26 protein-coding genes and 1 other RNA gene are annotated in these 23657 nt (G+C 65.4%); 16 read left to right on the top strand and 11 right to left on the bottom strand.

Annotated elements, in window-relative coordinates; translation table 11 throughout:
• Window positions 1-157: 157 nt before the first annotated feature.
• The 4 genes from NG900_RS03575 to murU are packed head-to-tail and all read left to right on the top strand — an operon-like array spanning window position 158 to window position 2988.
• Entirely contained in the window at window positions 158-1231 is a 1074-nt protein-coding gene (locus NG900_RS03575; protein WP_252676745.1) for an aminoglycoside phosphotransferase family protein, read from the top strand.
• Window positions 1231-1956 (top strand): AzlC family ABC transporter permease, encoded by a 726-nt coding sequence (locus NG900_RS03570; RefSeq protein ID WP_252676744.1) that lies wholly within the window; start codon window positions 1231-1233, stop codon window positions 1954-1956. Before NG900_RS03575 ends, NG900_RS03570 begins: the two co-directional genes overlap by 1 nt.
• Entirely contained in the window at window positions 1953-2279 is a 327-nt protein-coding gene (locus NG900_RS03565) for an AzlD domain-containing protein (RefSeq protein WP_252676743.1), read from the top strand. The genes NG900_RS03570 and NG900_RS03565 overlap by 4 nt, the downstream gene beginning before the upstream one ends.
• Window positions 2280-2286: 7 nt before the next feature.
• Window positions 2287-2988 carry an N-acetylmuramate alpha-1-phosphate uridylyltransferase MurU gene (gene murU / locus NG900_RS03560; protein WP_252676742.1) on the top strand — a complete coding sequence of 234 codons (702 nt, stop codon included), beginning with the start codon at window positions 2287-2289 and terminating at the stop codon, window positions 2986-2988.
• Window positions 2989-3000: 12 nt separating this feature from the next.
• Here the strand turns inward: murU and NG900_RS03555 are convergent, their stop codons facing one another.
• Window positions 3001-5058, bottom strand: a complete 2058-nt coding sequence (locus NG900_RS03555; RefSeq protein ID WP_252676740.1) for a putative bifunctional diguanylate cyclase/phosphodiesterase — start codon at window positions 5056-5058, stop codon at window positions 3001-3003.
• A 186-nt stretch (window positions 5059-5244) separates the two neighbouring features.
• Here NG900_RS03555 and NG900_RS03550 point away from each other — a divergent pair, with 186 nt between their 5' ends.
• The 9 genes from NG900_RS03550 (at window position 5245) to NG900_RS03510 (ending at window position 14452) form a co-directional block, all read left to right on the top strand.
• Window positions 5245-6621 (top strand): aminopeptidase P N-terminal domain-containing protein, encoded by a 1377-nt coding sequence (locus tag NG900_RS03550; RefSeq protein WP_252676738.1) that lies wholly within the window; start codon window positions 5245-5247, stop codon window positions 6619-6621.
• On the top strand, window positions 6618-7865 hold the full coding sequence (locus NG900_RS03545; protein ID WP_252676736.1) for a UbiH/UbiF/VisC/COQ6 family ubiquinone biosynthesis hydroxylase: 1248 nt from the start codon (window positions 6618-6620) through the stop codon (window positions 7863-7865). The genes NG900_RS03550 and NG900_RS03545 overlap by 4 nt, the downstream gene beginning before the upstream one ends.
• A gap of 231 nt (window positions 7866-8096) precedes the next feature.
• Window positions 8097-9164 (top strand): tRNA dihydrouridine synthase DusB, encoded by a 1068-nt coding sequence (gene dusB / locus NG900_RS03540; RefSeq protein WP_252676733.1) that lies wholly within the window; start codon window positions 8097-8099, stop codon window positions 9162-9164.
• Window positions 9161-9394, top strand: a complete 234-nt coding sequence (locus NG900_RS03535) for a Fis family transcriptional regulator (RefSeq protein ID WP_004635563.1) — start codon at window positions 9161-9163, stop codon at window positions 9392-9394. Before dusB ends, NG900_RS03535 begins: the two co-directional genes overlap by 4 nt.
• Before the next feature lie 88 nt (window positions 9395-9482).
• Window positions 9483-11057: a bifunctional phosphoribosylaminoimidazolecarboxamide formyltransferase/IMP cyclohydrolase gene (purH, locus tag NG900_RS03530; RefSeq protein ID WP_252676731.1), complete on the top strand. Its 1575-nt coding sequence runs from the start codon at window positions 9483-9485 to the stop codon at window positions 11055-11057.
• 83 nt (window positions 11058-11140) lie between these two features.
• Window positions 11141-11686 (top strand): crossover junction endodeoxyribonuclease RuvC, encoded by a 546-nt coding sequence (gene ruvC, locus NG900_RS03525; protein ID WP_199029271.1) that lies wholly within the window; start codon window positions 11141-11143, stop codon window positions 11684-11686.
• Window positions 11687-11781: 95 nt separating this feature from the next.
• On the top strand, window positions 11782-12363 hold the full coding sequence (ruvA, locus tag NG900_RS03520) for a Holliday junction branch migration protein RuvA (RefSeq protein WP_104655438.1): 582 nt from the start codon (window positions 11782-11784) through the stop codon (window positions 12361-12363).
• A gap of 288 nt (window positions 12364-12651) precedes the next feature.
• A complete protein-coding gene (gene ruvB, locus NG900_RS03515; protein WP_252676729.1) occupies window positions 12652-13722 on the top strand; it encodes a Holliday junction branch migration DNA helicase RuvB in 1071 nt (356 codons plus the stop codon).
• 19 nt (window positions 13723-13741) lie between these two features.
• Window positions 13742-14452 carry a queuosine precursor transporter gene (locus NG900_RS03510; RefSeq protein ID WP_252676727.1) on the top strand — a complete coding sequence of 237 codons (711 nt, stop codon included), beginning with the start codon at window positions 13742-13744 and terminating at the stop codon, window positions 14450-14452.
• A 293-nt stretch (window positions 14453-14745) separates the two neighbouring features.
• Here the strand turns inward: NG900_RS03510 and cobC are convergent, their stop codons facing one another.
• The 3 genes from cobC to tyrS are packed head-to-tail and all read right to left on the bottom strand — an operon-like array spanning window position 14746 to window position 17213.
• Complete coding sequence (gene cobC / locus NG900_RS03505) at window positions 14746-15426, bottom strand: alpha-ribazole phosphatase (protein WP_252676725.1); 681 nt, start codon at window positions 15424-15426, stop codon at window positions 14746-14748.
• An 18-nt stretch (window positions 15427-15444) separates the two neighbouring features.
• Window positions 15445-15945 carry a D-aminoacyl-tRNA deacylase gene (dtd, locus tag NG900_RS03500; RefSeq protein WP_252676723.1) on the bottom strand — a complete coding sequence of 167 codons (501 nt, stop codon included), beginning with the start codon at window positions 15943-15945 and terminating at the stop codon, window positions 15445-15447.
• Entirely contained in the window at window positions 15942-17213 is a 1272-nt protein-coding gene (gene tyrS / locus NG900_RS03495) for a tyrosine--tRNA ligase (RefSeq protein ID WP_252676721.1), read from the bottom strand. Before tyrS ends, dtd begins: the two co-directional genes overlap by 4 nt.
• On the opposite strand from tyrS, the gene NG900_RS03490 reads away from it, so the two are divergent.
• The gene (locus NG900_RS03490; RefSeq protein ID WP_252676719.1) at window positions 17212-17379 is read left to right on the top strand and encodes a hypothetical protein; all 168 of its coding nucleotides are present in this window, start codon (window positions 17212-17214) and stop codon (window positions 17377-17379) included. The genes tyrS and NG900_RS03490 overlap by 2 nt on opposite strands.
• A 10-nt stretch (window positions 17380-17389) precedes the next feature.
• Window positions 17390-18568 carry an anhydro-N-acetylmuramic acid kinase gene (locus NG900_RS03485; RefSeq protein WP_252676717.1) on the top strand — a complete coding sequence of 393 codons (1179 nt, stop codon included), beginning with the start codon at window positions 17390-17392 and terminating at the stop codon, window positions 18566-18568.
• Window positions 18569-18634: 66 nt separating this feature from the next.
• On the opposite strand, the gene erpA is transcribed toward NG900_RS03485, so the two are convergent.
• From erpA to rplM, 5 genes are all read right to left on the bottom strand, one after another.
• Entirely contained in the window at window positions 18635-19009 is a 375-nt protein-coding gene (gene erpA / locus NG900_RS03480) for an iron-sulfur cluster insertion protein ErpA (protein ID WP_252676715.1), read from the bottom strand.
• Between the two features lie 127 nt (window positions 19010-19136).
• A complete protein-coding gene (locus NG900_RS03475; protein ID WP_252676713.1) occupies window positions 19137-19541 on the bottom strand; it encodes a bactofilin family protein in 405 nt (134 codons plus the stop codon).
• Window positions 19542-19588: 47 nt separating this feature from the next.
• A complete protein-coding gene (locus tag NG900_RS03470; protein WP_252676711.1) occupies window positions 19589-20344 on the bottom strand; it encodes a DUF6776 family protein in 756 nt (251 codons plus the stop codon).
• Between the two features lie 231 nt (window positions 20345-20575).
• Window positions 20576-20968 carry a 30S ribosomal protein S9 gene (gene rpsI / locus NG900_RS03465; protein WP_004633190.1) on the bottom strand — a complete coding sequence of 131 codons (393 nt, stop codon included), beginning with the start codon at window positions 20966-20968 and terminating at the stop codon, window positions 20576-20578.
• A gap of 12 nt (window positions 20969-20980) precedes the next feature.
• Window positions 20981-21409 (bottom strand): 50S ribosomal protein L13, encoded by a 429-nt coding sequence (rplM, locus tag NG900_RS03460; protein ID WP_009239122.1) that lies wholly within the window; start codon window positions 21407-21409, stop codon window positions 20981-20983.
• A 632-nt stretch (window positions 21410-22041) separates the two neighbouring features.
• Here rplM and NG900_RS03455 point away from each other — a divergent pair.
• Window positions 22042-22467, top strand: coding sequence for an OsmC family protein (locus tag NG900_RS03455; RefSeq protein ID WP_039599121.1), 426 nt, complete (start codon window positions 22042-22044; stop codon window positions 22465-22467).
• Window positions 22468-22494: 27 nt separating this feature from the next.
• On the opposite strand, the gene rnpB is transcribed toward NG900_RS03455, so the two are convergent.
• Both rnpB and NG900_RS03445 read right to left on the bottom strand, forming a co-directional pair.
• Window positions 22495-22835, bottom strand: an RNA gene (rnpB, locus tag NG900_RS03450) — RNase P RNA component class A.
• 19 nt (window positions 22836-22854) lie between these two features.
• Entirely contained in the window at window positions 22855-23652 is a 798-nt protein-coding gene (locus NG900_RS03445; protein WP_289813620.1) for a DUF3025 domain-containing protein, read from the bottom strand.
• Window positions 23653-23657 lie beyond the last annotated feature (5 nt).

Genomic DNA, 23657 nt, shown 5'->3' with positions numbered 1-23657 from the left:
GCGCGCACAACGGCACGCACGGGCACAAATCAGTCAGTACTGCGGGGCAATCCCGCCGCCAGACGCGGCCTGGACAGGGCCGGCGCGCGCTCGCGGCGAAACTCGGTCGGGTATTATACGGGGCTTCTTTCCAGCTCCTTTCCAGCGTTCCCTCAGCATGGCTTCGACCCCTGGCGCCGCCACCGGCGCAACCGACGCACGCCTCAGCCAACTGCGCGACTGGCTCAGCACTTTGCCCGCCGCCCACAGCCTGCGCATCGACACGCTGCAGCCCGCTTCGGCCGATGCCAGCTTCCGCCGCTATTTCCGCCTGGACGGCGCCGTCAGTGACCACCCCGGCACGCTGATCGTCATGGACGCCCCGCCGCCGCAGGAAGATTGCCGCCCGTTCGTCCACGTGGCCGGCCTGCTGAACGGTGCCGGCGTGCACGCACCGCAGGTGCTGGAGCAGGATCTCGCGCAAGGCTTCCTGCTGCTGACTGACCTGGGCCCGCAGACCTACCTGCAATCGCTGCGTGAGCACGATTTCGACCTCGCCTACGCCAACACGCTGTTCCGCCCGGCCATCCAGACCCTGGTGCGCTGGCAACTGGCCTCGCGCGAGGGCGAGCTACCGCCGTACGACGAGGCGCTGCTGCGCCGCGAGCTGTCGCTGTTCCCGGATTGGTACATCGACCGCCACCTGCAGCGCCCGCTCGACGCCGCTCAGCGCGAATCGCTCGACAAGGTGTTCAAGCTGCTGGTCGACAGCGCCCTGGCCCAGCCGCGCGTGTACGTGCATCGCGACTACATGCCGCGCAACCTGATGATCAACGCGGCCGACCCGTCGCAGCCGGGCGTGCTGGACTTCCAGGACGCCGTCTACGGCCCGATCACCTACGACGCCGCCTCGCTCCTGCGCGACGCCTTCCTGTCGTGGGAAGAAGAAGAGGAACTCGACTGGGCCGTGCGCTACTGGGAAGCCGCGCGCAAAGCCGGCCTGCCGGTCGATGAAGACTTCGGCGAGTTCTACCGGGCGCTCGAATGGATGGGCGCACAGCGCCACCTGAAGGTGGCCGGCATCTTCGCGCGCCTGTGCTACCGCGACGGCAAGACCGGCTACGTGGAAGACACCCCGCGCTTCATCGCGTACCTGCGCCGCGTGTGCAGCCGCTACAACGCGCTGGCACCGCTCGCACGTCTGCTCGATCAGCTTGAGGATCGCGCCCAGCAGGTCGGCTACACGTTCTGATGGCATCCTCGCGCGCCGCCGAATTCCGCGCCGGTATGCTGGCGCTCGCACCCATGCTGCTCGGCGTGGTGCCGTTCGGCCTGATCTACGGCGTGCTGGCCACATCGGCCGGCATGCCTGCGTGGCTTGCCGTGGCGATGAGCGCGATCGTTTTCGGTGGCGCCTCGCAGATGATCCTCGTGCAGCTGTGGGCCGGTGGCGCGCCCGCGCTGGTGATTGCGGCGACGGTGTCGATGGTCAACCTGCGGCATGCGCTGTACTCCGCCAGCATTGCCCCATCGTTGGCGCACCTGCCGCGCCGCTGGAAATGGCTGATCGCCTATCTGCTGACAGACGAAGCCTTTGCAGCCATGAACCGGCGCGTCGTCAATGCGCGCGCGGGGTCTGAAGAAACGACCTATCGCCACTGGTACTTCCTTGGCGCCGGCGTGGCGCTGTGGACGAGCTGGCAAGCGTCGACCCTCGTCGGCGTGGTGCTGGGCGCGCAGGTGCCGACCACGTGGCCGCTCGATTTCTTCCTGCCGCTCACGTTCATCGCCATCGTGGTGCCGGCGCTGCGCACGCGCGCGCAACTGGCCGCCGCGCTGACTGGCGCTGCACTGGCCGTGGCGTGGACGGGCTGGCCGCACAAGTTGGGTCTGATGAGCGCGGCGTGCGTGGGCATCGCCGTCGGCGCGCTGGTTGAACGGCTCGCCAATGTGAAGAAGGAGGGCGCAACGGCATGAAGGCGCTGATCCTCTTCGGCGTGCTGCTGATTTCCGGCGCGGCCACCTACCTCATCCGCCTGTCGTTCATCGCGCTCGAGGGGCGCATGAACCTGCCGATGTGGTTCCGCAGTGCCCTGCCCTACGTGCCGGCCGCGATGCTGACCGCACTGATTGCGCCCGACCTGCTGATGCGCGATGGTGCGCTGGCAGTCTCGGTCGACAACCCGCGCCTGCTTGCCGGCCTCGTCGCCATCGTCATCGCACGGGTGACCAAGAGCGCGATGTGGACCATCGTCGGCGGCATGGCCGTTCTGCTGATTTTCATGAAGGTAATGGCCTGAACCCGCAATGAAAGCCATGATTTTTGCTGCTGGCCGCGGCGACCGCATGCGCCCACTGACCGACCACACGCCCAAGCCGCTGCTGGCGGTAGGCGGCAAACCGCTGATCGTCTGGCAGATCGAACGCCTGGCTGCGGCCGGTGTGCGCGACATCGTCATCAACCACGCCTGGCTCGGCATGCAGATCGAAGCCGCGCTCGGCGACGGCAGCGCCTGGGGCGTGCGCCTCGCGTATTCGGCGGAAGGCGAAGCGTTGGAAACGGCGGGCGGCATCGTCAAAGCCCTGCCGCTGCTGCATGTGGGCGATGGCCACAGCATGTTCATTGCCATCAGTGGCGATGTGTTCTGTGACTACGACTACGCCGTGCTGCGCGAGCGCGCCCCGGCAATGGCCGCACAACACACGCCGGGCATGCACCTGGTGATGGTGCCCAACCCGCCCTACCACCCTCACGGCGATTTCGTACTGGACGACGCCGGGGTACTCCGCCCCGACGGTGCCGCGCGACTCACCTTCGGCAACATCGGCCTGTACGACACGCGCCTGTTTGCCGGCATCGCGCCCGGCACGCGGCTGGCGATGACGCCGCTGTACCACCGGGCCATCGCCGAAGGCCGCGCCACCGGCGAGCGCTTCAATGGCCGCTGGGAAAACGTCGGCACGCCCGCCCAGCTGGCGGCCCTGAACGCCGAAGTCGGATCGCCCTAATGTCCTGACGCCCTACGTTGCCGCGGCGCTCAGCGATTCCGCCGTCATCGGGCGGCCCAGCAGATAGCCCTGCAGCGAGTGGCAGCCGAGCCGCGTAAGAAACGCCTGCTGCTCGGCGGTCTCCACGCCCTCTGCGACGATGCGCAGATTCAGCGTCTGCCCCAGCGCCACGATGGCCGAGACGATGGCTGCGTCTTCCGTGTCGTGCGCCAGATCGCGCACGAAGCCGCGATCGATCTTCAGTTCGCTGGCCGGCAAACGTTTCAGATACAGCAGGCTCGAATAGCCGGTACCGAAATCGTCAATCGAGATGCGCACGCCCATCGCGTCGAGCTGCTGGAGGATCAACAGGCTGGCATCCGCATCGCGCATGGCCGTGGATTCCGTGATCTCCAGCACCAGGCTGTGCGGATCGAGCGCATGGCGCGCCAGCGTCTCGCGCACGGTGTCGATCAGGGCGGTGTGACCGAACTGGAGCGCCGAAAGATTGACGGCGACCGTCCAGCCGGTGCGCCCCTCACGATGCCACTGCGCCATCTGGCGGCAAGCTTCGTTGAGTACCCAGTTGCCCATCGGCACGATCAGGCCGGTCTTCTCGGCCAGCGGAATGAACTCGTTGGCGGGCACGAGACCGCGCACCGGATGCTGCCAGCGCACCAGCGCCTCCACGCCCGCAATGGGGCCATCCGGCGCATGAAATTTCGGCTGGTAGTGCAGCACAAGCTCGTTGCGCTCGATCGCCGAGCGCAGGTCCTGTACCAGTTGCAGTTGCTTGTGCACGTTGGCGTTCATCGACGCCTCGAAGAAGCAGTAGGCGTTCCGCCCCAAACCCTTGGCGTGGTACATGGCCGCGTCGGAATTGGTGAGCAGATCGTGCTGGTTGCCGCCATCACCGGGGTAGACCGCGATGCCGATGCTGGTGGAGACACGCAACTCGTGCCCGCCCGCCATGAACGGCTCGCGCACCGCTTCCAGCAGGGCATCGGCGAGGGTCCCGGCGTCTTGCGGGTCGTCCACGTGGGCAAGCACGACGAATTCGTCACCACCCACGCGCGCCACCGTGTCCTGCTGGCGCACACGCGAAACGATGCGCTGCGCGACCTCGATCAGCAGCAGATCACCCACGTGATGGCCATAGACGTCGTTGATCGCCTTGAAGCCATCCAGGTCCATGAACATCAGCGCAAAGCGGCGCTTCTCGCGATCGGCCGTGCGGATGGTCTGGCTCAGGCGGTCTTCCAGCAGCACGCGGTTGGAGAGCTTGGTCAGGTTGTCGTGCAGTGCCAGATAGGCGAGCTCCTTGTTGGCGGCGGCCAGCGAATTGGCGAGCAAGGCCGTGCGCGCCTCCATCCGCATATCGAGCACGGAAATGATCAGCGCAATGGCCAGCACCGCCAGCGTCACGATGATGATGACCAGCGCCAGCCATTCGGTGCTCACGCCGGTATGGGCCGCGCCGCACACGCTGGCGTAGGGAAAGGCGGCTGCCGCCATCCCCGTGTAATGCATGCCTACGATGGCCACGCCCATCACCACCGCGGCACCGGCCCGCAGGGCCCGCACACGGTGCGACTGGCGCCGCAGCCGGAACGCAATCCACAGCGCCGCGCCCGAAGCCAGCACGGCAATCACGACCGACAGTGCGAACATGGCGGGGTCGTACTCGATGCCCGGCAGCATCCGCAACGCCGCCATGCCGGTGTAATGCATGCCCGCAACGCCGGTGCCCATCAGTAGCGCGCCACCCACCAAACGCGGCCACGGCAGCTCGCTTCGGCTGACCAGCCACAACGCAAACGCAGACGCCGCAATGGCAATGGCGAGTGAAGCCAGCGTGATGGAGACGTCATAGCCAAGCGGAATCGGCAGGCTGAACGCCAGCATGCCGACAAAGTGCATCGACCAGATGCCCAGCCCCATGGCCGATGCGCCGCCCGCCAGCCACCAGGCAGCCGCGCGGCCCTGTGCCGTGACCACGCGCCCGGCCATGTCCAGCGCCGTGTAAGACGCGAGGATGGCCACCAGAAGCGAAAGAAGGACAAGAAGGGGGTTGTAACTGCTGGCGAGCATTGGTTCTCCTGGGTAGACCGATGCAATGCGGCCAGACACCATCGCGGTTCATCGACCGCCTCCGCCCAAGACTTTAGAGGAGGACCTCGCACGTCACAATTTTCTTTGCAATTGAGATCGGCGCCGATGCCACTCAGGGCCCGGCGTTACAATTCAACGATCCTTTCTGCCGCTGGAAAACACGCCATGTCCGCCACCGAACTCGCTTTCCTCCAGACCTATCGCCAACGCCGCGAGCGTGTCGCGCAATGGCTGCGCGCGGCAGGCGGTGGTGTCGCCATCGTGCCGACCGCGCCCGAAGCGATGCGCAACCGCGACAGCGACTACCCCTATCGCCACGACAGCTACTTCTATTACCTGACCGGCTTCACCGAGCCCGAAGCGGTGCTCGCCATCGTGGTGCCTGCGGGCAACGCACCGGCACGCAGCGTGTTGTTCTGCCGCCCCAAGCACGAAGAACGCGAAATCTGGGACGGCTTCCGCTTCGGCCCCGAAGCTGCGAAGGACGCCTTCGGCCTGGACGAAGCGCATTCGGTGGAAGACATCGACGCGACGCTGTCGGGCCTGCTCGCCAACGCTGCCGCCGTGGCGTATCCGCTGGCCGAGAGCGGCACGTTCGACCGCCGCATGCGCCGCTGGCTCGACGCCGTGCGCATGCAGGGTCGTGCCGGGGTGTCGTCGCCGCACCAGGCGCTGGACGTGCGCGCCATCCTCGACGAGCTGCGCCTGTTCAAGGATGCGGGCGAACTCGACATCATGCGGCGCGCCGCGCGCATCTCCGCCGGGGCGCACGTGCGTGCCATGCAGGCCTCGCGCGCCGGGCTGCGTGAGTACCACCTCGAAGCCGAGTTGCTGTACGAATTCCGCCGCCACGGCGCACAGAGCGTCGCCTACAACTCCATCGTCGCCACCGGCCCGAACGCATGCGTGCTGCATTACCGCGCCGGCAACGCCGAACTGCGCGACGGCGACCTCTGCCTGATCGACGCCGGCTGCGAGCTCGACGGCTACGCGTCGGACATCACGCGCACCTTCCCCGTCAATGGCCGCTTCACCGGGCCGCAACGCGAGCTGTATGAACTCGTGGTCGCGGCGCAGGAAGCGGCCATCGCTGAAACTCGCCCCGGCGTGCCCTACAACGTGCCGCACGACGCTGCCACGCGCGTGCTGGCGCAAGGGATGCTCGACACCGGCCTGCTCGACGCCAACAAAGTCGGCACGCTCGACGACGTGATCGCCGGCGGCCAGTACCGCCAGTTCTACATGCACCGCACCGGCCACTGGCTCGGCATGGACGTGCATGACGTGGGCGAATACCGCACCCCGGGCGCTGCCCCGACGGAAGGCGAACGCCCGTGGCGCCCGCTGGAGGCCGGCATGGTGCTGACCGTCGAGCCCGGCATCTACGTGCGCCCCGCGCCGGGCGTGCCTGAGCAGTACTGGCACATCGGCATCCGCATTGAAGACGACGCCATCGTCACACCGGAAGGCTGCGAGCTCATCACGCGCGACGTGCCCGTCGCCCCCGACGAGATCGAACTCGTGATGCGGAGCCAGGCATGACCGACAGCACAACGTCGGGCACCACCACGGTGGACTTCGACGTCGCCATCGTCGGCGCGGGTCCGGTGGGGCTGGCGCTGGCCAACTGGCTGCTGCGCGACACCGACTGGCGCATCGCCCTGTTCGATGCGCGCGATGCCGAAGCCGCCGCGCGCGACCCGCGTGCCCTGGCACTCTCGCATGGCTCGCGCGTGCTGCTGCAGGAGATTGGCGGCTGGCCCGCGCGCGCCACGCCCATCACGCATATCCACGTGTCGCAGCGCGGCCACTTCGGGCAAGCGCATATCCGCCGTGAGGACTACAACGTCCCCGCACTCGGCCACGTCGTGCAATACGGCGATCTGAGCGCCGCGCTCAACGCCGCGTTGGCCACGCAGATGCAGCGTCACCCGAACCGCCTCACACGCTACGACCACACGCCGGTCGAGCGTGTCGAACAGTTGCCGCGTGCCGACGGCACTGTCGCCCCGGCCCGCGTGCGGGCACTCCAAGGCGAGCGGCATGAGGGACGCCATCCGCTGGCCATCGAAACCGAAGTCGTCATCCAGGCCGAAGGCGGCTTGTTCGACGATGCGCGCAAGCAGGCGGGCAGCCTCGCCCACGCGCGCCGCCGCGATTACGGCCAGACCGCCATCGTTGCGCATGTGCGCTGCAGCGCGCCGCTGGAAGGCTGGGCTTGGGAGCGCTTTACGCCCGAAGGCCCGCTCGCGCTGCTGCCGCAGGACGATGCGCACGGTCCGGGCTACGCCTTGGTCTGGTGCTGCTCGCCCGACGAGGCCCGCCGCCGCGCCGCGCTGCCCGACGACACCTTCCTCGCAGAGTTGAGCGCCGCGTTCGGCGACCGGATGGGCCGCTTCACGCACACCGGCCCGCGCCACACGTTCGCGCTTGGGCTGCATGCGCAGCGCATTCCGGTGGATCGGCGTGTCGCCGCCATCGGCAATGCCGCGCAGACAATCCACCCCGTGGCGGGTCAGGGCTTCAACCTCGGGCTGCGCGATGCCTTCGAGATGGCGCGCGCGCTGCGTGACGGTGCAACGCCGGTCACGCTCTCACGCTTCGCTCGCGAACGCGCGTTCGACCGCGCCGTCACCATCGGGCTGACCGATCTGCTGCCGCGTGCGTTTGCCGTGCCGGGCCGACCGTTCGGCCACCTGCGCGGTGCGGCGCTCACGCTGCTGGAATGCCTGCCGCCGCTCAAGCACGGGCTGGCACGGCAGATGATGTTCGGGCAACGGAGCTAGTGCGCCGGGCTTGCCCAAGCCTGCGGCGGCTCCGGCCATTCCCGCCGCGGCAACGACCCTGCCGCCAACCGCACCGCCGCATAGTTTGTGCACAACATTTAGGCAATCCGGCGGTTTGGCGGTAAAATCCCGTCCTCGCATTTTTCACTCCCGTCGCTCCGCCACTCTGTTGTCAGATTTGGGCGGAAGGGGTGTTTTTTCGTTTCTTTCAGCCGCTTCTTCCACGCCGCCTTGCAGATCGGACCGCATACCCTTCGCAACAACCTGTTCGTCGCCCCCATGGCGGGTGTGACGGATCGCCCGTTCCGCCAGCTCTGCAAGCGGCTGGGCGCAGGCTATGCGGTGTCGGAGATGGTCGCGTCCAACGCGCAGCTCTGGAAGAGCGAGAAGACCATGCGGCGCGCCAATCACGAAGGCGAGGTCGAGCCGATCTCCGTGCAGATCGCCGGCGCCGAGCCGATGATGATGGCCGAGGCCGCGCGCTACAACGTCGACCGTGGCGCGCAGATCATCGACATCAACATGGGCTGCCCGGCCAAGAAGGTGTGCAACGTGGCGGCCGGTTCCGCGCTGCTGCAGAACGAGCCACTGGTCCAGCGCATCGTTGAGGCGGTGGTGGGTGCCGTGGGTGACCGCGTGCCCGTCACGCTCAAGATCCGCACCGGCTGGGACCGCGAACACCGCAATGCGCTCACCGTGGCGCGCATCGCGCAGGACGCCGGCATCAGCATGCTGACCGTGCATGGCCGCACACGGGCCGATCTGTACCACGGTGATGCGGAATACGACACCATCGCCGCGGTCAAGGCATCGGTGCGCATTCCGGTGGTCGCCAACGGCGATATCACCACGCCGGCCAAGGCCAAGCATGTGCTGGCCGTAACGGGCGCCGACGCCATCATGATCGGCCGCGCCGCGCAGGGGCGCCCGTGGCTGTTCCGCGAAATCGAGCACTTCCTGCAGACCGGCACGCTGCTGCCGGCGCCGGAGGTGGAAGAGATCCGCGGCATCATGAACACGCACCTGGAAGAGCACTACGCGTTCTACGGCGAGTACACCGGCGTGCGCACCGCACGCAAGCACATCGCCTGGTACACGCGCGGGTTGGCGGGGGCCAACCTGTTCCGCCACCGCATGAACACCATCGAAGACACGGCCGAGCAGTTGGCCGCCGTGAATGCGTTCTTCGACGAGCAGCGTGCGCTGTCCGACCGCCTGGTCTACGAAGATCAAGCCAGCGGTGGCGACCACCCCACGACGGGCAACAACGACAACAACAAGGAACTGCTTGCCGCATGAGCCGCAACCCGATCGAACGCTGCATCCGGGACAGCCTGGATGCGTACTACCGCGACCTGGACGGCGAGAACCCGTCCAACGTCTATGACATGGTGCTGCAGGCCATCGAACGCCCGCTGTTGGAAACCGTGATGGAATGGGCTTCCAACAACCAGTCGCAGGCGGCTGATTACCTCGGCATCAACCGCAACACGCTGCGCAAGAAGCTGCAGCAGCACGGCCTCATCTGAGATTGCGGACCGGCCTTCGTACCGATTTTTCTTTCTGACGGCGTCCAAGACCAACCTGGCGCCACACCCGCCCACCGGCGTTCCCACCATGATCCAGCAAGCCCTGCTTTCCGTTTCCGACAAGACCGGCATCGTCGACTTTGCCCGTGCCCTGCACGAGCGCGGCGTCAAGCTCCTCTCCACCGGCGGCACCGCCAAGCTGCTCGCCGAATCCGGCCTGCCCGTGACGGAAGTGGCGGACTACACCGGCTTTCCGGAAATGCTCGACGGCCGCGTCAAGACGCTGCACCCGAAGGTGCACGGCGGCATCCTAGCCCGCCGCGACCTGCCTGAGCACATGGCCAAGCTGTCCGAACACGGCATCCCGACCATCGACCTGCTGGTGGTGAACCTGTACCCGTTCCAGCAGACCGTTGCCAAGGACGAATGCACGCTGGCCGACGCCATCGAGAACATCGACATCGGCGGGCCGACCATGCTGCGCTCGGCGGCCAAGAACCACCGCGACGTGACGGTCATCGTCGACCCGGCGGACTACGCCACCGTGCTGGCCGAGATGCAGGCCAACAACAACACCGTCGGCTATGAGACGAACTTCATGCTGGCCAAGAAGGTGTTCGCGCACACCGCGCAGTACGACGGGGCCATCACCAACTACCTGACGAGCCTGGGCGCCGACAAATCGCACAGCACGCGCAGCGCCTATCCGCAAACGCTGAACCTGGCCTTCGACAAGGTGCAGGAAATGCGCTACGGCGAGAACCCGCACCAGTCCGCCGCCTTCTACCGTGACCTGAAGGCCGTGAACGGCGCACTCGCCAACTACAAGCAACTGCAGGGCAAGGAGCTGTCGTACAACAACATCGCCGACGCCGATGCCGCGTGGGAATGCGTGAAGTCGTTCGACCCGGCCAAGGGTGCCGCGTGCGTCATCATCAAGCACGCCAACCCGTGCGGCGTGGCCATCGGCGGCACCGCGCAGGAAGCGTACGAAAAGGCATTCAAGACCGATTCGACCTCGGCCTTCGGCGGCATCATCGCCTTCAACGTGCCGCTGGATGAAGCCGCTGCGCAGATCGTCGCCAAGCAGTTCGTGGAAGTGCTGATCGCCCCGGGCTTCTCGGAAGGCGCACGTGCCGTGTTCGCGGCCAAGCAGAACGTCCGCGTGCTGGAAATTCCGCTGGGCAACGGCGTGAACGCGTATGACTTCAAGCGCGTCGGCGGCGGTCTGCTGGTGCAGAGCCCGGACGCCAAGAACGTGCAGCCGAGCGAGCTGCGCGTGGTCACCAAGCGCCACCCGACCCCGAAGGAAATGGACGACCTGATGTTCGCGTGGCGCGTCGCCAAGTTCGTCAAGTCGAACGCCATCGTGTTCTGCGGCGGCGGTATGACGCTGGGCGTCGGCGCCGGCCAGATGAGCCGTGTGGACTCGGCCCGCATCGCCAGCATCAAGGCGCAGAACGCAGGCCTGACGCTCGCTGGTTCTGCCGTGGCATCGGACGCGTTCTTCCCGTTCCGCGACGGCCTGGACGTGGTGGTCGATGCCGGCGCCTCGTGCGTGATCCAGCCGGGCGGCTCGGTGCGCGACGATGAAGTGATCGCCGCCGCCGACGAGCGCAACGTGGCGATGATCTTCACGGGCACCCGCCACTTCCGTCACTAAGCAACACGGCGGTTCTCCCGATCAACGGGGCAAGGCGTAGACTGTCGCCTGCCCCGTTTTTCTTTTCTACTCCGCTCCATTTCATGCGCATCCTCGGCATCGACCCCGGCCTTCGCACAACAGGTTTTGGCGTGCTCGAACGGCACGGCCACAAGCTTGTGTACGTGGCCTCGGGCACGATCAAGAGCAACGGCAACGCCGACCTGCCCAGCCGCTTGAAAACGCTCTACGACGGCGTCTCTGAACTGGTCAGCACGTACCGGCCCGACTGCGCCTCCATCGAAAAGGTGTTCGTCAACGTCAACCCGCAATCGACGCTGCTGCTGGGCCAGGCGCGCGGCGCGGTGATCTGCGGTCTGATGAGCGGCAACCTGCCGGTGTTCGAATACACCGCGCTGCAACTGAAGCAGGCCGTGGTCGGTTACGGCCGCGCCAACAAGGACCAGGTGCAGGAAATGGTCGTGCGCCTGCTCAACCTCGAAGGCAAACCCGGCTCGGATGCGTCCGATGCGCTGGGCGTGGCGATCTGCCATGCGCACGGTGGCGAGACGCTGGCCGCCATGGCTGGCCTCGCTCCCCAGCTTGCGCAAAAGGGATTGCGCGTGCGACGCGGGCGGTTGGTCGGCTGATTCAATCAACACCCTCAGCGCCCCTCACCTTCAAGCACTGAGGTGCGCGCCGCATCGGCTACACTGCGTCCCGTTTTGGAGGAGGAACCCCACCCATGATCGGACGCATCGCCGGGACGCTGATCGAAAAGAACCCGCCGCACCTGCTGGTCGATTGCCACGGCGTCGGCTACGAGATCGACGTGCCGATGAGCACGTTCTACAACTTGCCCGCCACCGGCGCGCCGATCGTGCTGCTCATCCAGCAGATCGTGCGCGAGGATGCGCACCTGCTGTACGGCTTCGGCACCGCCGCCGAGCGCGAGACGTTCCGCCAGCTCATCAAGATCTCCGGCATCGGCGCGCGGATTGCGCTGGCGGTGCTGTCGGGCATGTCCGTGGCCGAACTGGCGCAGGCCGTCACGCTGCAGGAAGCCGGGCGGCTGACGCGCATCCCCGGTATCGGCAAGAAGACCGCCGAGCGCCTGTTGCTCGAACTCAAGGGCAAGCTCGGCGCGGACCTGGGTGCGGTACCGGGTGGCCCGGCCGTCTCGGACGACGCGGTGGACGTGCTCAACGCCCTGCTGGCGCTCGGCTATTCCGACAAGGAAGCGGCGCTCGCTATCAAGCAGGTGCCGGCCGGCACGGGCGTCTCCGAAGGCATCAAGCTGGCGCTCAAGGCGCTTTCCAAGGGCTGACACGACTAGCGTCGCAGCAACACAATAAGCGCCACAAGAGCGGTCACCAGTGCGGTAGCGGCTTGAAACAGCGAAGTCAGGTTGTTCATCATTGAGAAAGCTCCATGGGTATTCGGAAAGCGCAGTATTCCGAGAATTAAGGAAGCCGGCCCGCGGTCGAATTTCGCTCGGGCAGCGCTTGCAAGCCATGGTATGGGCGCTTCAGAAGCCAGCCCAGCAGCCCTTGTTGTGAAATCGCGCCCCACAACAAGGCGGCGGTAAAATGGCCGCCAACGCCGCCATCTCGCCATGATCGAAACCGACAAGCTCGCCGCCAAGGCCGCCAATCCTGTGCAGGCTGAACGCATCATCTCAGCCTCCCCCGCCTCCCCCAACGAGGAGGCCTTCGAGCGCGCGCTGCGCCCCAAGCTGCTTGACGAATACGTCGGCCAGGAAAAGGTGCGCGGCCAGCTCGACATCTTCATGACGGCGGCCAAGAACCGCAGCGAAGCGCTGGACCACGTGCTGCTGTTTGGCCCGCCGGGTCTGGGCAAGACGACGCTGGCGCACATCATCGCGCGTGAGATGGGCGTCAACCTGCGCCAGACCTCTGGCCCCGTGCTGGAACGCCCGGGTGACCTGGCCGCGCTGCTCACCAACCTCGAAGCCAACGACGTCCTCTTCATCGACGAGATCCACCGGCTCTCGCCCGTGGTGGAGGAAATCCTGTACCCGGCGCTGGAGGACTACCAGATCGACATCATGATCGGCGAGGGCCCGGCGGCGCGCTCGGTCAAGCTCGATCTGCAGCCGTTCACGCTGGTGGGCGCCACCACGCGCGCCGGCATGCTGACCAACCCGCTGCGCGACCGCTTCGGCATCGTCGCACGGCTGGAGTTCTATACGCCGAGTGAGCTGGCGAAGATCGTCACGCGCTCGGCTGGCCTGCTCAACGCCAAAATCGCCGAAGACGGCGCGCTGGAGATCGCCAAGCGCTCGCGCGGCACGCCCCGTATCGCCAACCGCCTGCTGCGCCGCGTGCGCGACTATGCCGAGGTCAAGGCCGACGGCGTCATCACCCGCAAAGTGGCCGATGCCGCGCTGGCGATGCTCGATGTGGACGCAGTCGGCTTCGACCTGATGGACCGCAAGCTGCTCGAAGCGATCCTGCACAAGTTCAACGGCGGCCCGGTCGGTATCGACAACCTGGCCGCTGCCATCGGCGAAGAGCGCGACACGATTGAAGACGTGCTCGAGCCCTATCTGATCCAGCAGGGCTACCTGCAACGCACGCCGCGCGGGCGTGTGGCCACGGCCTCGGCGTACCAGCACTTTGGCCTAGGCGCTCCCAAGGGCGACCTCTGGGACGACAACAACTAACCCTCACCGCCCCGCCGCCATGACCGTCCCCAGTCCTCAGCGCAATTTCCGGTACTACGACTTCGTCATGGCAGCCTTCGTGACGGTACTGCTGTGCTCCAACCTGATCGGGGCGGCCAAGGCGGCGCAGATCACGTTGCCCATCATCGGGCCGGTCACGTTTGGCGCGGGCGTACTGTTCTTCCCGATCTCATACATCTTCGGCGACATCCTCACCGAGGTGTACGGCTACGGGCGCGACCGCCGCGTGGTGTGGGCCGGCTTTGGTGCGTTGATCTTCGCGTCGTTCATGTCGCTGGTGGTGCTGGCGCTGCCGGTGGCGCCGTTCATGGCCGACTACCAGAAGAGCCTGAACGACGTGTTCGGCAACACGCCGCGCATCGTGGCTGGGTCGCTCATCGCGTTCTGGTGCGGCAGCTTCGCCAACAGCTACACGCTGGCGAAGATGAAGATCTATACGGAAGGGAAATGGCTGTGGACGCGCATTGTCGGCTCCACGGTGGTGGGCGAGGCGGTGGATTCGTCGCTGTTCTACGTGATCGCTTTCTACGGCATCTGGCCGCACGAACAGGTGCTGCGCGTGGCCATCGCGCAATACATTCTCAAGACCGGCTGGGAAATCGTCGCCACGCCGATCACCTATCGCGTCGTCGCCTTCCTCAAGCGTGCCGAGAACGAGGATTACTACGACCGCGATACGGACTTCACGCCGTTCCGGCTGAGGGTGTAGCGCTGCCGCTGCCGAGCCCGGCTGCCAGACTCCCGAAGCCGACTCTCTGAGTCTCCTACCCTGGTGCTTCGAGTCGTAATGCTGGCTCTCCACGCGCCGAAGCTGGCTCTCTGAGTCCCGAAGGTCGCTCTTTGAGTCCCATACCCTGACTCTTTGGATTCCCAACGCTAGCTCTTTGAGTCTCAACGTTGGCTCGGTGAACCCCACCGCCAGCTCTTCGAGCCTCGAAGCTGGTTCTCTGGGTCCCGAAACTGGCTCTTTGAGTGCCAACGTTGGGGGACCGAGACTGGCAGCTACGGCACGCGGCGGTCCACCTCGTCGAGCACCAGCAAATCCAGGTGCGCGACATCCCCCCAATGCAACACGGTCAGTTGATGACCATCAGATGAGAGCCGGTTGATGCTTGCGTTGCGCAACTCATGCCGGCGCGGTTCGGTAAGCGTCATGGCGTTGGCGTGGCGGTACAGGCAGTCCAGCACGCCGCCGTGGCTGACCAGCGCGATACGTTCGCCGGGGTGGCGGCGAATCAGGCGCAGCGCGGTTTGCACTGCGCGCTCGTGGAATTCGGTGAGCGTCTCGCCGCCTGGCGGAGCGAACTCGGGCACGCGGTTCTGCCACGCGTCGAATTCCGCCGGATGCTGCTCTGCGACCTCCGCGTAGGTCAGGCCTTCGAACTGGCCGTAGTGGCGCTCGCGCAGGCCGGCGTCGTCGCGCACGGTGGTGCCGACCTCGTCGGCCAGCGCCTGCGCGGTCTGCTTCGCACGCGACAGGTCGCTCGCATACACGGCATCGAAGCGTTCACCCGCGAGCGCCTTGCCCAGTTGCGCGGCTTGCTCCTGCCCTTGCGGATTCAGCGGTACGTCGAGCTGGCCTTGCAGGCGGCGTTCGCGGTTCCAATCGGTCTCGCCATGACGGATGAGCACGATGTGGGTGATCTGCGGCATCGGCAGGGGGATGGCGGCGGCGCGTGGCATCAAAGGTTCCCAGACGAATCAGACGGATTTGGCCACTTCCGGCGTGGCAACGCGCGCAGTCTGCGGCGCGATCTGCAGCCAGAACGTGACCGGGCCATCGTTGACGAGCGACACCTTCATGTCGGCGCCGAACTCGCCGGTGGCGACGATGGGGTGCTGAGCCCGAGCGCGCGCCACGAAGTGCTCATACAGTCGGCGGCCATCTTCCGGCGCTGCCGCAGGTGTAAAGCTCGGGCGCGTGCCGGACTTGGTATCCGCCGCCAACGTGAACTGCGAGACGATCAGCAAGCCGCCTGCCTGCCCGTTGCCGTCGATGTTGCGCACCGGCAGGTTCATCTTGCCCTGCGCATCGGAGAACACGCGGTAGTTCAGCAGCTTCTCCAGCAGGCGGTCAGCCTCGGCAGCCGTATCACCACGCTCGGCACACACAAGCGCGAGCAGCCCCGGGCCGATCTCGCCGACCACGCGGCCATCCACCCGAACGGCCGCTTCCGACACACGCTGGATCAATCCGATCACGACAGCACCACGCGCGCAAAGCGGCGCTTGCCGACCTGCATGACGAACGTGCCAGCTTCCACCTTCAGCGCCTTGTCGCTGATGACGGTGCCGTCGATCTTCACGCCACCTTGTTCGATGTTGCGGTTGGCATCCGACGTAGACGGGCACAGGCCCGCCTGCTTGAGCAGTTGCGCGATGCCCAGCGGCGCCCCCGACAGCTCGATCTGCGGAATGTCATCCGGCACGCCGCCGCGCGCACGGTGGTTGAAGTCTTCCAGCGCGCGCTCGGCATCGGCCTGGCTGTGGAAACGCGCGACGATCTCCTGCGCCAGCAGCACCTTGCAATCGCGCGGGTTGCGGCCCAGCGCAATCTCTTCCTTCATCATGTCGATCTCGGCCTGCGGACGGAACGACAGCAGCGTGTAGTACGTCCACATCAGGTCGTCGGAGATGCTCATCAGCTTGCCGAACATCTCGTTCGGTGCCTCGCTGATACCGACGTAGTTGCCCTTGGACTTGGACATCTTCTCCACGCCGTCCAGGCCGACCAGCAGCGGCATCGTCAAGATGCACTGCGGCTCCTGGCCGTATTCCTTCTGCAGCTCGCGGCCGACCAGCAGGTTGAACTTCTGGTCGGTGCCGCCCAGCTCCAGGTCGGATTTCAGCGCGACCGAGTCGTAGCCCTGCATCAGCGGGTACAGGAATTCGTGCACCGAGATCGGCACGCCGGCCTTGAAGCGCTTGGTGAAATCATCGCGCTCCATCATGCGGGCGACGGTGTAGCGCGAGGCCAACTGGATCATGCCGCGCGCGCCCAGCGGGTCGCACCATTCGCTGTTGTAGCGGATCTCGGTCTTGCTCGGGTCCAGCACCATGCTGGCCTGGCGGTAGTAGGTCTGCGCGTTGGCCTCGATCTGCTCGCGCGTGAGCGGCGGGCGGGTCGAGTTGCGGCCGGACGGATCGCCAATGGTCGAGGTGAAATCGCCGATCAGGAAGATCACCTGATGCCCCAGGTCCTGCAACTGGCGCATCTTGTTGAGCACCACCGTGTGGCCGATGTGGATGTCGGGCGCGGTCGGGTCCAGACCCAGCTTGATGCGCAGCGGAACGCCGGTGGCGGCGCTGCGGGCCAGCTTCTGCTCCCAGTCGGCCGCGACGAGGAGTTCATCGCAGCCGCGCAGCGAGACTTCCATCGCGTGGAGCACCTCCGGCGTCACCGGATATTTCGGTTTGCCCGGCGTAGCGTTGTCGGATGCGGGTGCGTTGGAAGCGTCAGAAGCGGTCATGGCAAAAGGAAAGGTCACCGCGCCGCAGGTGGAAAACGGCGCGAACGGATCAACAATCGGGGAAACCAGTGCGTGCGCGATGGCCGACATCGAATCCAGCGAGCCGGCTGCGCAATCCCGTGATTTTACCGTGATGTGCCCATCCGGCCCGCCTTCGCGCTGGTAAGCTGTCGCGCATGAAGCATCCCAACGACACCCCTGCCCGCAGCGATCGCGGCGGTGACCACCGCAGTGACCACTATATCGGCCTGATGTCCGGCACCAGCCTGGACGGCGTCGATGGCGTGCTGGCGGACTTTTCCGGCGAGCATCCGGCCGTGCTGGCCGATGCGTACGTGCCCTTTCCGGCCGAACTGCGCCAGCGTTTTCTGGACCTGCAGCACGCCGGCCATGATGAGATTCATCGCGAAGCGCTAGCCGCCAACGCGCTGGCCTCCGTCTACGCTGAGTGCGTGGCCAAGCTGCTCGCCGCCACGGGGCTGACCCCGCACGACGTGCGAGCCATCGGCGCGCATGGGCAGACGATCCGCCACCAGCCCGGCGCGCACGATGGTCTCGGCTACACGCGCCAGACGCAGCACGCCGCGGTGCTGGCCGAGCGCGCCGGCATCGACGTCATCGCCGATTTCCGCAGCCGCGACATTGCCGCCGGCGGCCAGGGCGCACCGCTCGTGCCGGCGTTGCACCGCGCGCTGTTCGGCCTGCCCAACGCGTGGCGCGTGGTCTGCAACATCGGCGGCATCGCCAACCTGACCGTGTTGCCCCCGCAGGCTTCGGACGCGCGCGACGCCGTGCTCGGCTTCGACTGCGGCCCCGGCAACGCGTTGATGGACTACTGGGTCCACACGCACCAAGGCAGCCGCTATGACGCCGATGGCGCCTGGGCCCGCACCGGCCACGTCGACGCAGCCCTGCTCGCGCGCCTGAAGGCCGAACCGTTCTTCGCCGCGCCGCCGCCCAAGAGCACCGGCCGCGACCTGTTCAATCCGGCGTGGCTGCAACAGACGCTCGGTGATGCGCTGAATACAGCCCGCCCCGAAGACGTGCAAGCCACGCTGCTGGCGCTGACTGCCGACACCATCGCTGATGCCGTGCGCGCGCATGCGCCGCAGGCGGCGTCGCTGTTGGTCTGCGGCGGTGGCGCGCGCAACGGCGCGTTGATGGCGCGCATCGCACAGCAACTGCCCGGCGTGCAGGTCGCACCGACCGACGATTTCGGCGTGCCCGCACATCAGGTGGAGGCGCTGGCCTTTGCATGGCTTGCTCGCCAGTGTGTGCTCCGCGCCCACGGCAATCTGCACACGGCAACCGGCGCGTCTGGCGGCCGCATCCTCGGCGCCATCTATCCGGCTTGAGCGCCGGATCAGCAGGCAACAAAAAAGCGCACCGAAGTGCGCTTTTTCTTTGGCAGCGATGCCGCGTCAGACCGAGAACGACGAGCCGCAACCGCACGTGGTCGAGGCATTCGGGTTCTTGATGACGAACTGCGCGCCGTTGATGTCTTCCTTGTAGTCGATCTCGGCGCCCACCAGGTATTGGTAGCTCATCGAGTCGATCAACAGCGACACGCCATTCTTGGTCATGGTCGTGTCGTCTTCGTTGGTCTCTTCGTCAAAGGTGAAGCCGTATTGGAAGCCCGAGCACCCGCCGCCCTGCACGAACACGCGCAGCTTCAACGCCGGGTTGCCTTCCTCTTCAATCAGTTGCTTGACCTTGTCCGCAGCGCTGTCGGTAAAGACCAGCGGAGCCGGAACCTCGTTCACATCGGGCGTGGCTGCCTGCGCGACTGCGTTCATGAAAATCTCCTGTGGGGAACGTCTGAAACTTGCCTGTATTTTAAGCGCAAGCAGCAAATCGTGCCGAAGCCCCGGGTTTCAAGGGGACATTGTGCGGTGCGCCCGCAACGGCCGGCACCGCATGGGATCAATCCTGATTCGACGCCAGTTTCAGATTGGGCAGCAGCTTCACATCGCCAGGCGCCGCGTGCGTCAGCGTGCCCATGACGACGGCGCCTTGGTGCATTTCAAGCGCAGCGTACCGCACGTTGCCCTCAATGCGTGCCTTCGGCTGCAATTCGAGCAAATCGGCCACATGCACCGGGCCGACCACCGTGCCGTTCAGGATCAGATGCCCGACGTGCACTTCGCCCTCGACGCGCGCGCTTTCGGTAATCACCAGCATGCTGGGCTTTTCAGGATCGCCGTAGACGTTGCCCTTGATTTCGCCGTCGATCCGCAGACCGCCCGAGAAGCGCAGGTCGCCTTCCAGCTTGGTGCGGGCCCCCAGCAGCGTTTCGATCGCCAGCCCTTTCTTCTTGCCAAACAGCATCGTCGACTCCTCTGCTCTGTATATACGGATCCGATCGGGTACGTCCGTCAGATGGAAAAACTCTGGCTTGCCTTGATCTTGCCGTTCTGCAGCACCTTCACCATCACCGACTGCACGGTGGTGCCGGGGGGCACGTCGACCCAGCCCTCAAGGCGCTGGTAGTGTGTGAGCTTGACACGGGTGGCGGTGGCCGCCGATCCGCCAGCCGCCGCCCCTGGGAAATCGATCGTAGCAGGTTTGCCACCCTGCACCACGTTCAGCCTGAGCGCCAGTTGCCCCTCGAATTCCGAGACCGGCGCGAACGCCTTGCCGCCGCCTTGCATCAGCAACACACGGAACCGCATGCGTGTCGGCTGCGCCTCGTCGGGGGCGATGCGGAAGCTGCGCACGTAAATGCCTGCGGCGTTGGTAGGCGCGGGCAGCAGGCTGTCGAAGAAGGCCAGATCCTCCTTCAATTGCGCCTTTTCGGTTTCCAGCGCCTTGAGCTGCTCGGCCATCTGCGCCTGCGCGCCTTCGGCGATGCCCAGCCGGGCATCTACAGTGCCGGCGGATGCGGCAAGCTTGTCGCGCTCTGCCTGCACAGCAGCCAGCTTGGCGGTCAGCTCGCGATTCATCGCCCGCAGGTCGCTGTCGTGCGGACCAGTCAGGCGACGCCCCTCTTCGAAGGCCCATAGCGCCGCAGCCGCCCCCAGCCCAAGCACCACCGCAATCAGCAGAACCGTCACCGGCCATGGCAGACGCGAACGTACAGTGACGTTCGGAGCCAGTACGGAAGCGCGACGCAGCAAGCGACGCGCCTTCATGCGGGCATCTCCCGACCCGCGTGGCGAATCAGAAGCGGATTAGGCGAAACAGCGGATTGCATCATACGGACCGAACGCTAACGAAATGTGAATTGTAGTCCCGCTGACATGTCGGAGCTGTTGCAAACGGTAAGCGAGGCGCTCGCAAGATCACACATTGGATTACGGCGCTCCAAAAACAAAAAACCACACCCGAGGGTGTGGTTCTTTGCTGAAGCAGTAGAAAGCGGATTAACGCTTCGAGAACTGCTTGGCGCGGCGGGCCTTGCGCAGACCAACCTTCTTACGCTCGACCTCACGCGCATCACGCGTCACCAGACCGGCCTTCGACAGGGCGGGCTTCAGCGTTGCATCGTAGTCGATCAGGGCGCGGGTGATGCCGTGACGCACGGCACCGGCTTGGCCGGTTTCACCGCCGCCAACTACGTTGACCTTGATGTCGAACGTAGCTGCGTGGTTGGTCAGCTCCAGCGGTTGACGCACGATCATCAGCGAGGTTTCACGAGCGAAGTACTCGTTGATAGCCTTGCCGTTGACGATGATGTCGCCCTTGCCGGACTTGATGAAGACACGTGCCACAGCGCTCTTGCGGCGGCCGGTGCCATAGTTCCAGTTACCGATCATGGATGTGGCCCCTTAGATTTCCAGCGCTTTCGGCTGCTGTGCTTCGTGCGGATGCGAGCCTTCGGCGTAGACCTTCAGCTTCTTGATCATCGCGTAGCCCAGCGGACCCTTCGGCAGCATGCCCTTCACGGCCTTTTCCAGGGCACGGCCCGGGAAACGCTGCTGCATCTTGCCAAACGTCGTTTCGTAGATACCGCCCGGGTAGCCCGAGTGGCGATAGTACTTCTTGTCGGTCGTCTTGGCGCCCGTCACGCGCAGCTTGGCTGCGTTGATGACGATGATGAAATCGCCCGTGTCGACGTGCGGAGTGAATTCAGGCTTGTGCTTGCCGCGCAGTCGGTGTGCCACTTCGCTGGCGACACGCCCGAGGACCTTGTCCGTCGCGTCAATCACGTACCAATCGCGCTTCACCTCATGGGGCTTTGCGGAAAAGGTCTTCATGATTTTTCCAAATATTGAGTCAGTGCCCGAGTGGACCCGTATCGTGCCGAGACTTGCGCCCAACTGCTCACGAACGGATCGTCTTGTGCTGCCTGTTTTTCCGCGGGCAATCCGGAAAAGATTTCGATTGTACCGCGCAACGAAGCCTTGACACAAGGAAAAAGGCAAGATCCACGGACAACGGGCGAAAAAAAACCCAAGCCATTTAGCTTGGGTTTGAATCCACCAAAGGAGGAGGGTGGAGGAGACACCTGCTGATCGTTGATTTGGTGGGTTGCACCGCCTCAGCCGATCCAATGAGGTGAATTATACCCACTTCTGGGGCACGCGCAAGGAAATTTGCACTACGAAATCGCATTTCGTAATACGAAAAACACAAGAGGAGGCCTGAAACACTCAAATACCCATATAAATCAATGACTTGACTTAAACGCCTGGCACAAAGACGGCGACACACTAGAGGTATCCCTCCAATTTTGGTGCGATTTCGGTGCAAAAACCCTGGGTTGCACCTTTTTACATCGGTGTCACTGTCAAGCCGCGTTCACCCTAGGACGCCTGCGCGCATGGAGGCCGGTCGCTACAATGTGGCTTTTCGTCGGCGCTGGCCGACCTCTGCACAAGGATTGGACATGGATTGCACAGTCAGCTGGACCGGCCCGGACGGCATGGCCTTTTTGGCGGAAACCGGCAGCGGCCACCTCGTCACGATGGACGGTGCGCCCGATGGCGGCGGCCGCAACCTGGCCCCCCGCCCGATGGAAATGGTGCTGCTTGGCACCGGCGGCTGCACCGCCTATGACGTGGTGCTGATCCTCAAGCGCGGCCGCGTGGACGTGCAGGGCTGCAGCGTCAAGCTGCATGCTGACCGCGCCGAGACCGACCCGAAGGTGTTCACACGCATCCACTTCACCTTCACGGTGACGGGGCGCAACCTCAAGCGGGAAACGGTGGAACGTGCGGTCCAGCTGTCGCACGAGAAGTACTGCTCGGCGTCGATCATGCTGGCCAAGACGGCCGAGATCACGCACTCGCTGGAACTGGTTGAGTTGGCCTGATTGGAGGACCAATCCGGCTGAAGGAAGAAGCGAAGCGAACCGATAAGCCGGATTCTGTGCGCCGCATGGCCGAAACCAGCGGCGTGACAACCATTCCTCTAGACCGGCTGTTGCCAGCCGGCTCAAGCTCCCTACCCGCAGACTCAGCGAGCCGCTTCATCGCCTGCTTACTTGGGATTGCTCCGGGTGGAGGTTACCGCGTTTCACCCTTCGCCCTGGCCGAAGCCGGGGCGAAGACTCGTCTCTGTGGCCCTATTCCGCACGTCACCGTGGATGGTCGTTAGCCATCACCCTGCTCTATGGAGTCCGGACTTTCCTCCCCTTGGCGCACACGAGGGGCGCCAAGCAGCGGTTGTCTGGTCCGCTTCGCGAGGCGCGAGTCTAGCACTATTCAGGTACAGCCCTGCGGCGACCCGGGCGAAAGACAGTCGTGTCCAGATAGAAGTCGGCGTCTTCGTTGGCGTTGCACCAGCCTGGGATGCCCATGACGGGCAACGGACGGAAATCGCGTGGTGTCAGTTCGGTATTGAGCAGCGCGTCCGCCAGCGCGGGATCGAGCGATGCTCGATCCGCCGGCAGCTTGGCCACACGCACCGGCCACGCATGGGCAGTCACCGATTTGTAGGGCGTGACCAGTTTTTCCAGCAAGGCATGGCCGAATGGCAAAACAGCACACGTCGCGCCCCACGCTGCCCTGCCCTCCACGAATAACCCCCGCCAGTCGAAGCCGGTCAGGCAGCGCTCGGGCACATCGTCGGTGTACAGGAAGATGAGTGCGTTCTCGTCGAACAACGTGGCGGCGTCACGCACGGCGCCCCGTGCCGCGCCGATCCCGTCCTGCATGATGGCCCGTGCCTGACGCGCATTGAGCGCCGCCTTGGCACGCGGCCAATGCAACCAGATCAGCGCGTTGAAGAAGTCGTGGAGGTTGTAGCGCGTCGGCACTTCGCCGGTCGCGGCGATGTGCGCCTCATAGGCCGCATCCGCCGGCAAGGCGTCTTGCGGGATGAAGCGCAAGGCGTGTCCTGCGGATATGCGGATCGCCGATGCGGCAGGATGCGCGTTCAGTGCATCACGCAGATCGGCGCCACGCGCCATCGCCGCGGCGATGGGAGCGCCGACCGATGCCAGCGGAGCAAACGCCGGATGGCTCCAGTCGATCGCCCGCAAACCCTCGAACACCAAGGCAG

It is taken from the genome of Ralstonia soli (assembly GCF_023955655.1).
GTDB lineage: Bacteria > Pseudomonadota > Gammaproteobacteria > Burkholderiales > Burkholderiaceae > Ralstonia > Ralstonia soli.
This window is presented reverse-complemented; position numbering and strand designations above follow the sequence as displayed.

Bases quoted from the DNA above. Each gene is read 5' to 3' on its own strand.
- NG900_RS03575 (WP_252676745.1), top strand. From the start codon at position 158: ATGGCTTCGACCCCTGGCGCCGCCACCGGCGCAACCGACGCACGCCTC.
- NG900_RS03570 (WP_252676744.1), top strand. From the start codon at position 1,231: ATGGCATCCTCGCGCGCCGCCGAATTCCGCGCCGGTATGCTGGCGCTC.
- NG900_RS03565 (WP_252676743.1), top strand. From the start codon at position 1,953: ATGAAGGCGCTGATCCTCTTCGGCGTGCTGCTGATTTCCGGCGCGGCC.
- murU (WP_252676742.1), top strand. From the start codon at position 2,287: ATGAAAGCCATGATTTTTGCTGCTGGCCGCGGCGACCGCATGCGCCCA.
- NG900_RS03555 (WP_252676740.1), bottom strand. From the start codon at position 5,058: ATGCTCGCCAGCAGTTACAACCCCCTTCTTGTCCTTCTTTCGCTTCTG.
- NG900_RS03550 (WP_252676738.1), top strand. From the start codon at position 5,245: ATGTCCGCCACCGAACTCGCTTTCCTCCAGACCTATCGCCAACGCCGC.
- NG900_RS03545 (WP_252676736.1), top strand. From the start codon at position 6,618: ATGACCGACAGCACAACGTCGGGCACCACCACGGTGGACTTCGACGTC.
- NG900_RS03535 (WP_004635563.1), top strand. From the start codon at position 9,161: ATGAGCCGCAACCCGATCGAACGCTGCATCCGGGACAGCCTGGATGCG.
- purH (WP_252676731.1), top strand. From the start codon at position 9,483: ATGATCCAGCAAGCCCTGCTTTCCGTTTCCGACAAGACCGGCATCGTC.
- ruvC (WP_199029271.1), top strand. From the start codon at position 11,141: ATGCGCATCCTCGGCATCGACCCCGGCCTTCGCACAACAGGTTTTGGC.
- ruvA (WP_104655438.1), top strand. From the start codon at position 11,782: ATGATCGGACGCATCGCCGGGACGCTGATCGAAAAGAACCCGCCGCAC.
- ruvB (WP_252676729.1), top strand. From the start codon at position 12,652: ATGATCGAAACCGACAAGCTCGCCGCCAAGGCCGCCAATCCTGTGCAG.
- NG900_RS03510 (WP_252676727.1), top strand. From the start codon at position 13,742: ATGACCGTCCCCAGTCCTCAGCGCAATTTCCGGTACTACGACTTCGTC.
- cobC (WP_252676725.1), bottom strand. From the start codon at position 15,426: ATGCCACGCGCCGCCGCCATCCCCCTGCCGATGCCGCAGATCACCCAC.
- NG900_RS03490 (WP_252676719.1), top strand. From the start codon at position 17,212: ATGGCAAAAGGAAAGGTCACCGCGCCGCAGGTGGAAAACGGCGCGAAC.
- tyrS (WP_252676721.1), bottom strand. From the start codon at position 17,213: ATGACCGCTTCTGACGCTTCCAACGCACCCGCATCCGACAACGCTACG.
- NG900_RS03485 (WP_252676717.1), top strand. From the start codon at position 17,390: ATGAAGCATCCCAACGACACCCCTGCCCGCAGCGATCGCGGCGGTGAC.
- erpA (WP_252676715.1), bottom strand. From the start codon at position 19,009: ATGAACGCAGTCGCGCAGGCAGCCACGCCCGATGTGAACGAGGTTCCG.
- NG900_RS03475 (WP_252676713.1), bottom strand. From the start codon at position 19,541: ATGCTGTTTGGCAAGAAGAAAGGGCTGGCGATCGAAACGCTGCTGGGG.
- NG900_RS03470 (WP_252676711.1), bottom strand. From the start codon at position 20,344: ATGAAGGCGCGTCGCTTGCTGCGTCGCGCTTCCGTACTGGCTCCGAAC.
- rpsI (WP_004633190.1), bottom strand. From the start codon at position 20,968: ATGATCGGTAACTGGAACTATGGCACCGGCCGCCGCAAGAGCGCTGTG.
- rplM (WP_009239122.1), bottom strand. From the start codon at position 21,409: ATGAAGACCTTTTCCGCAAAGCCCCATGAGGTGAAGCGCGATTGGTAC.
- NG900_RS03455 (WP_039599121.1), top strand. From the start codon at position 22,042: ATGGATTGCACAGTCAGCTGGACCGGCCCGGACGGCATGGCCTTTTTG.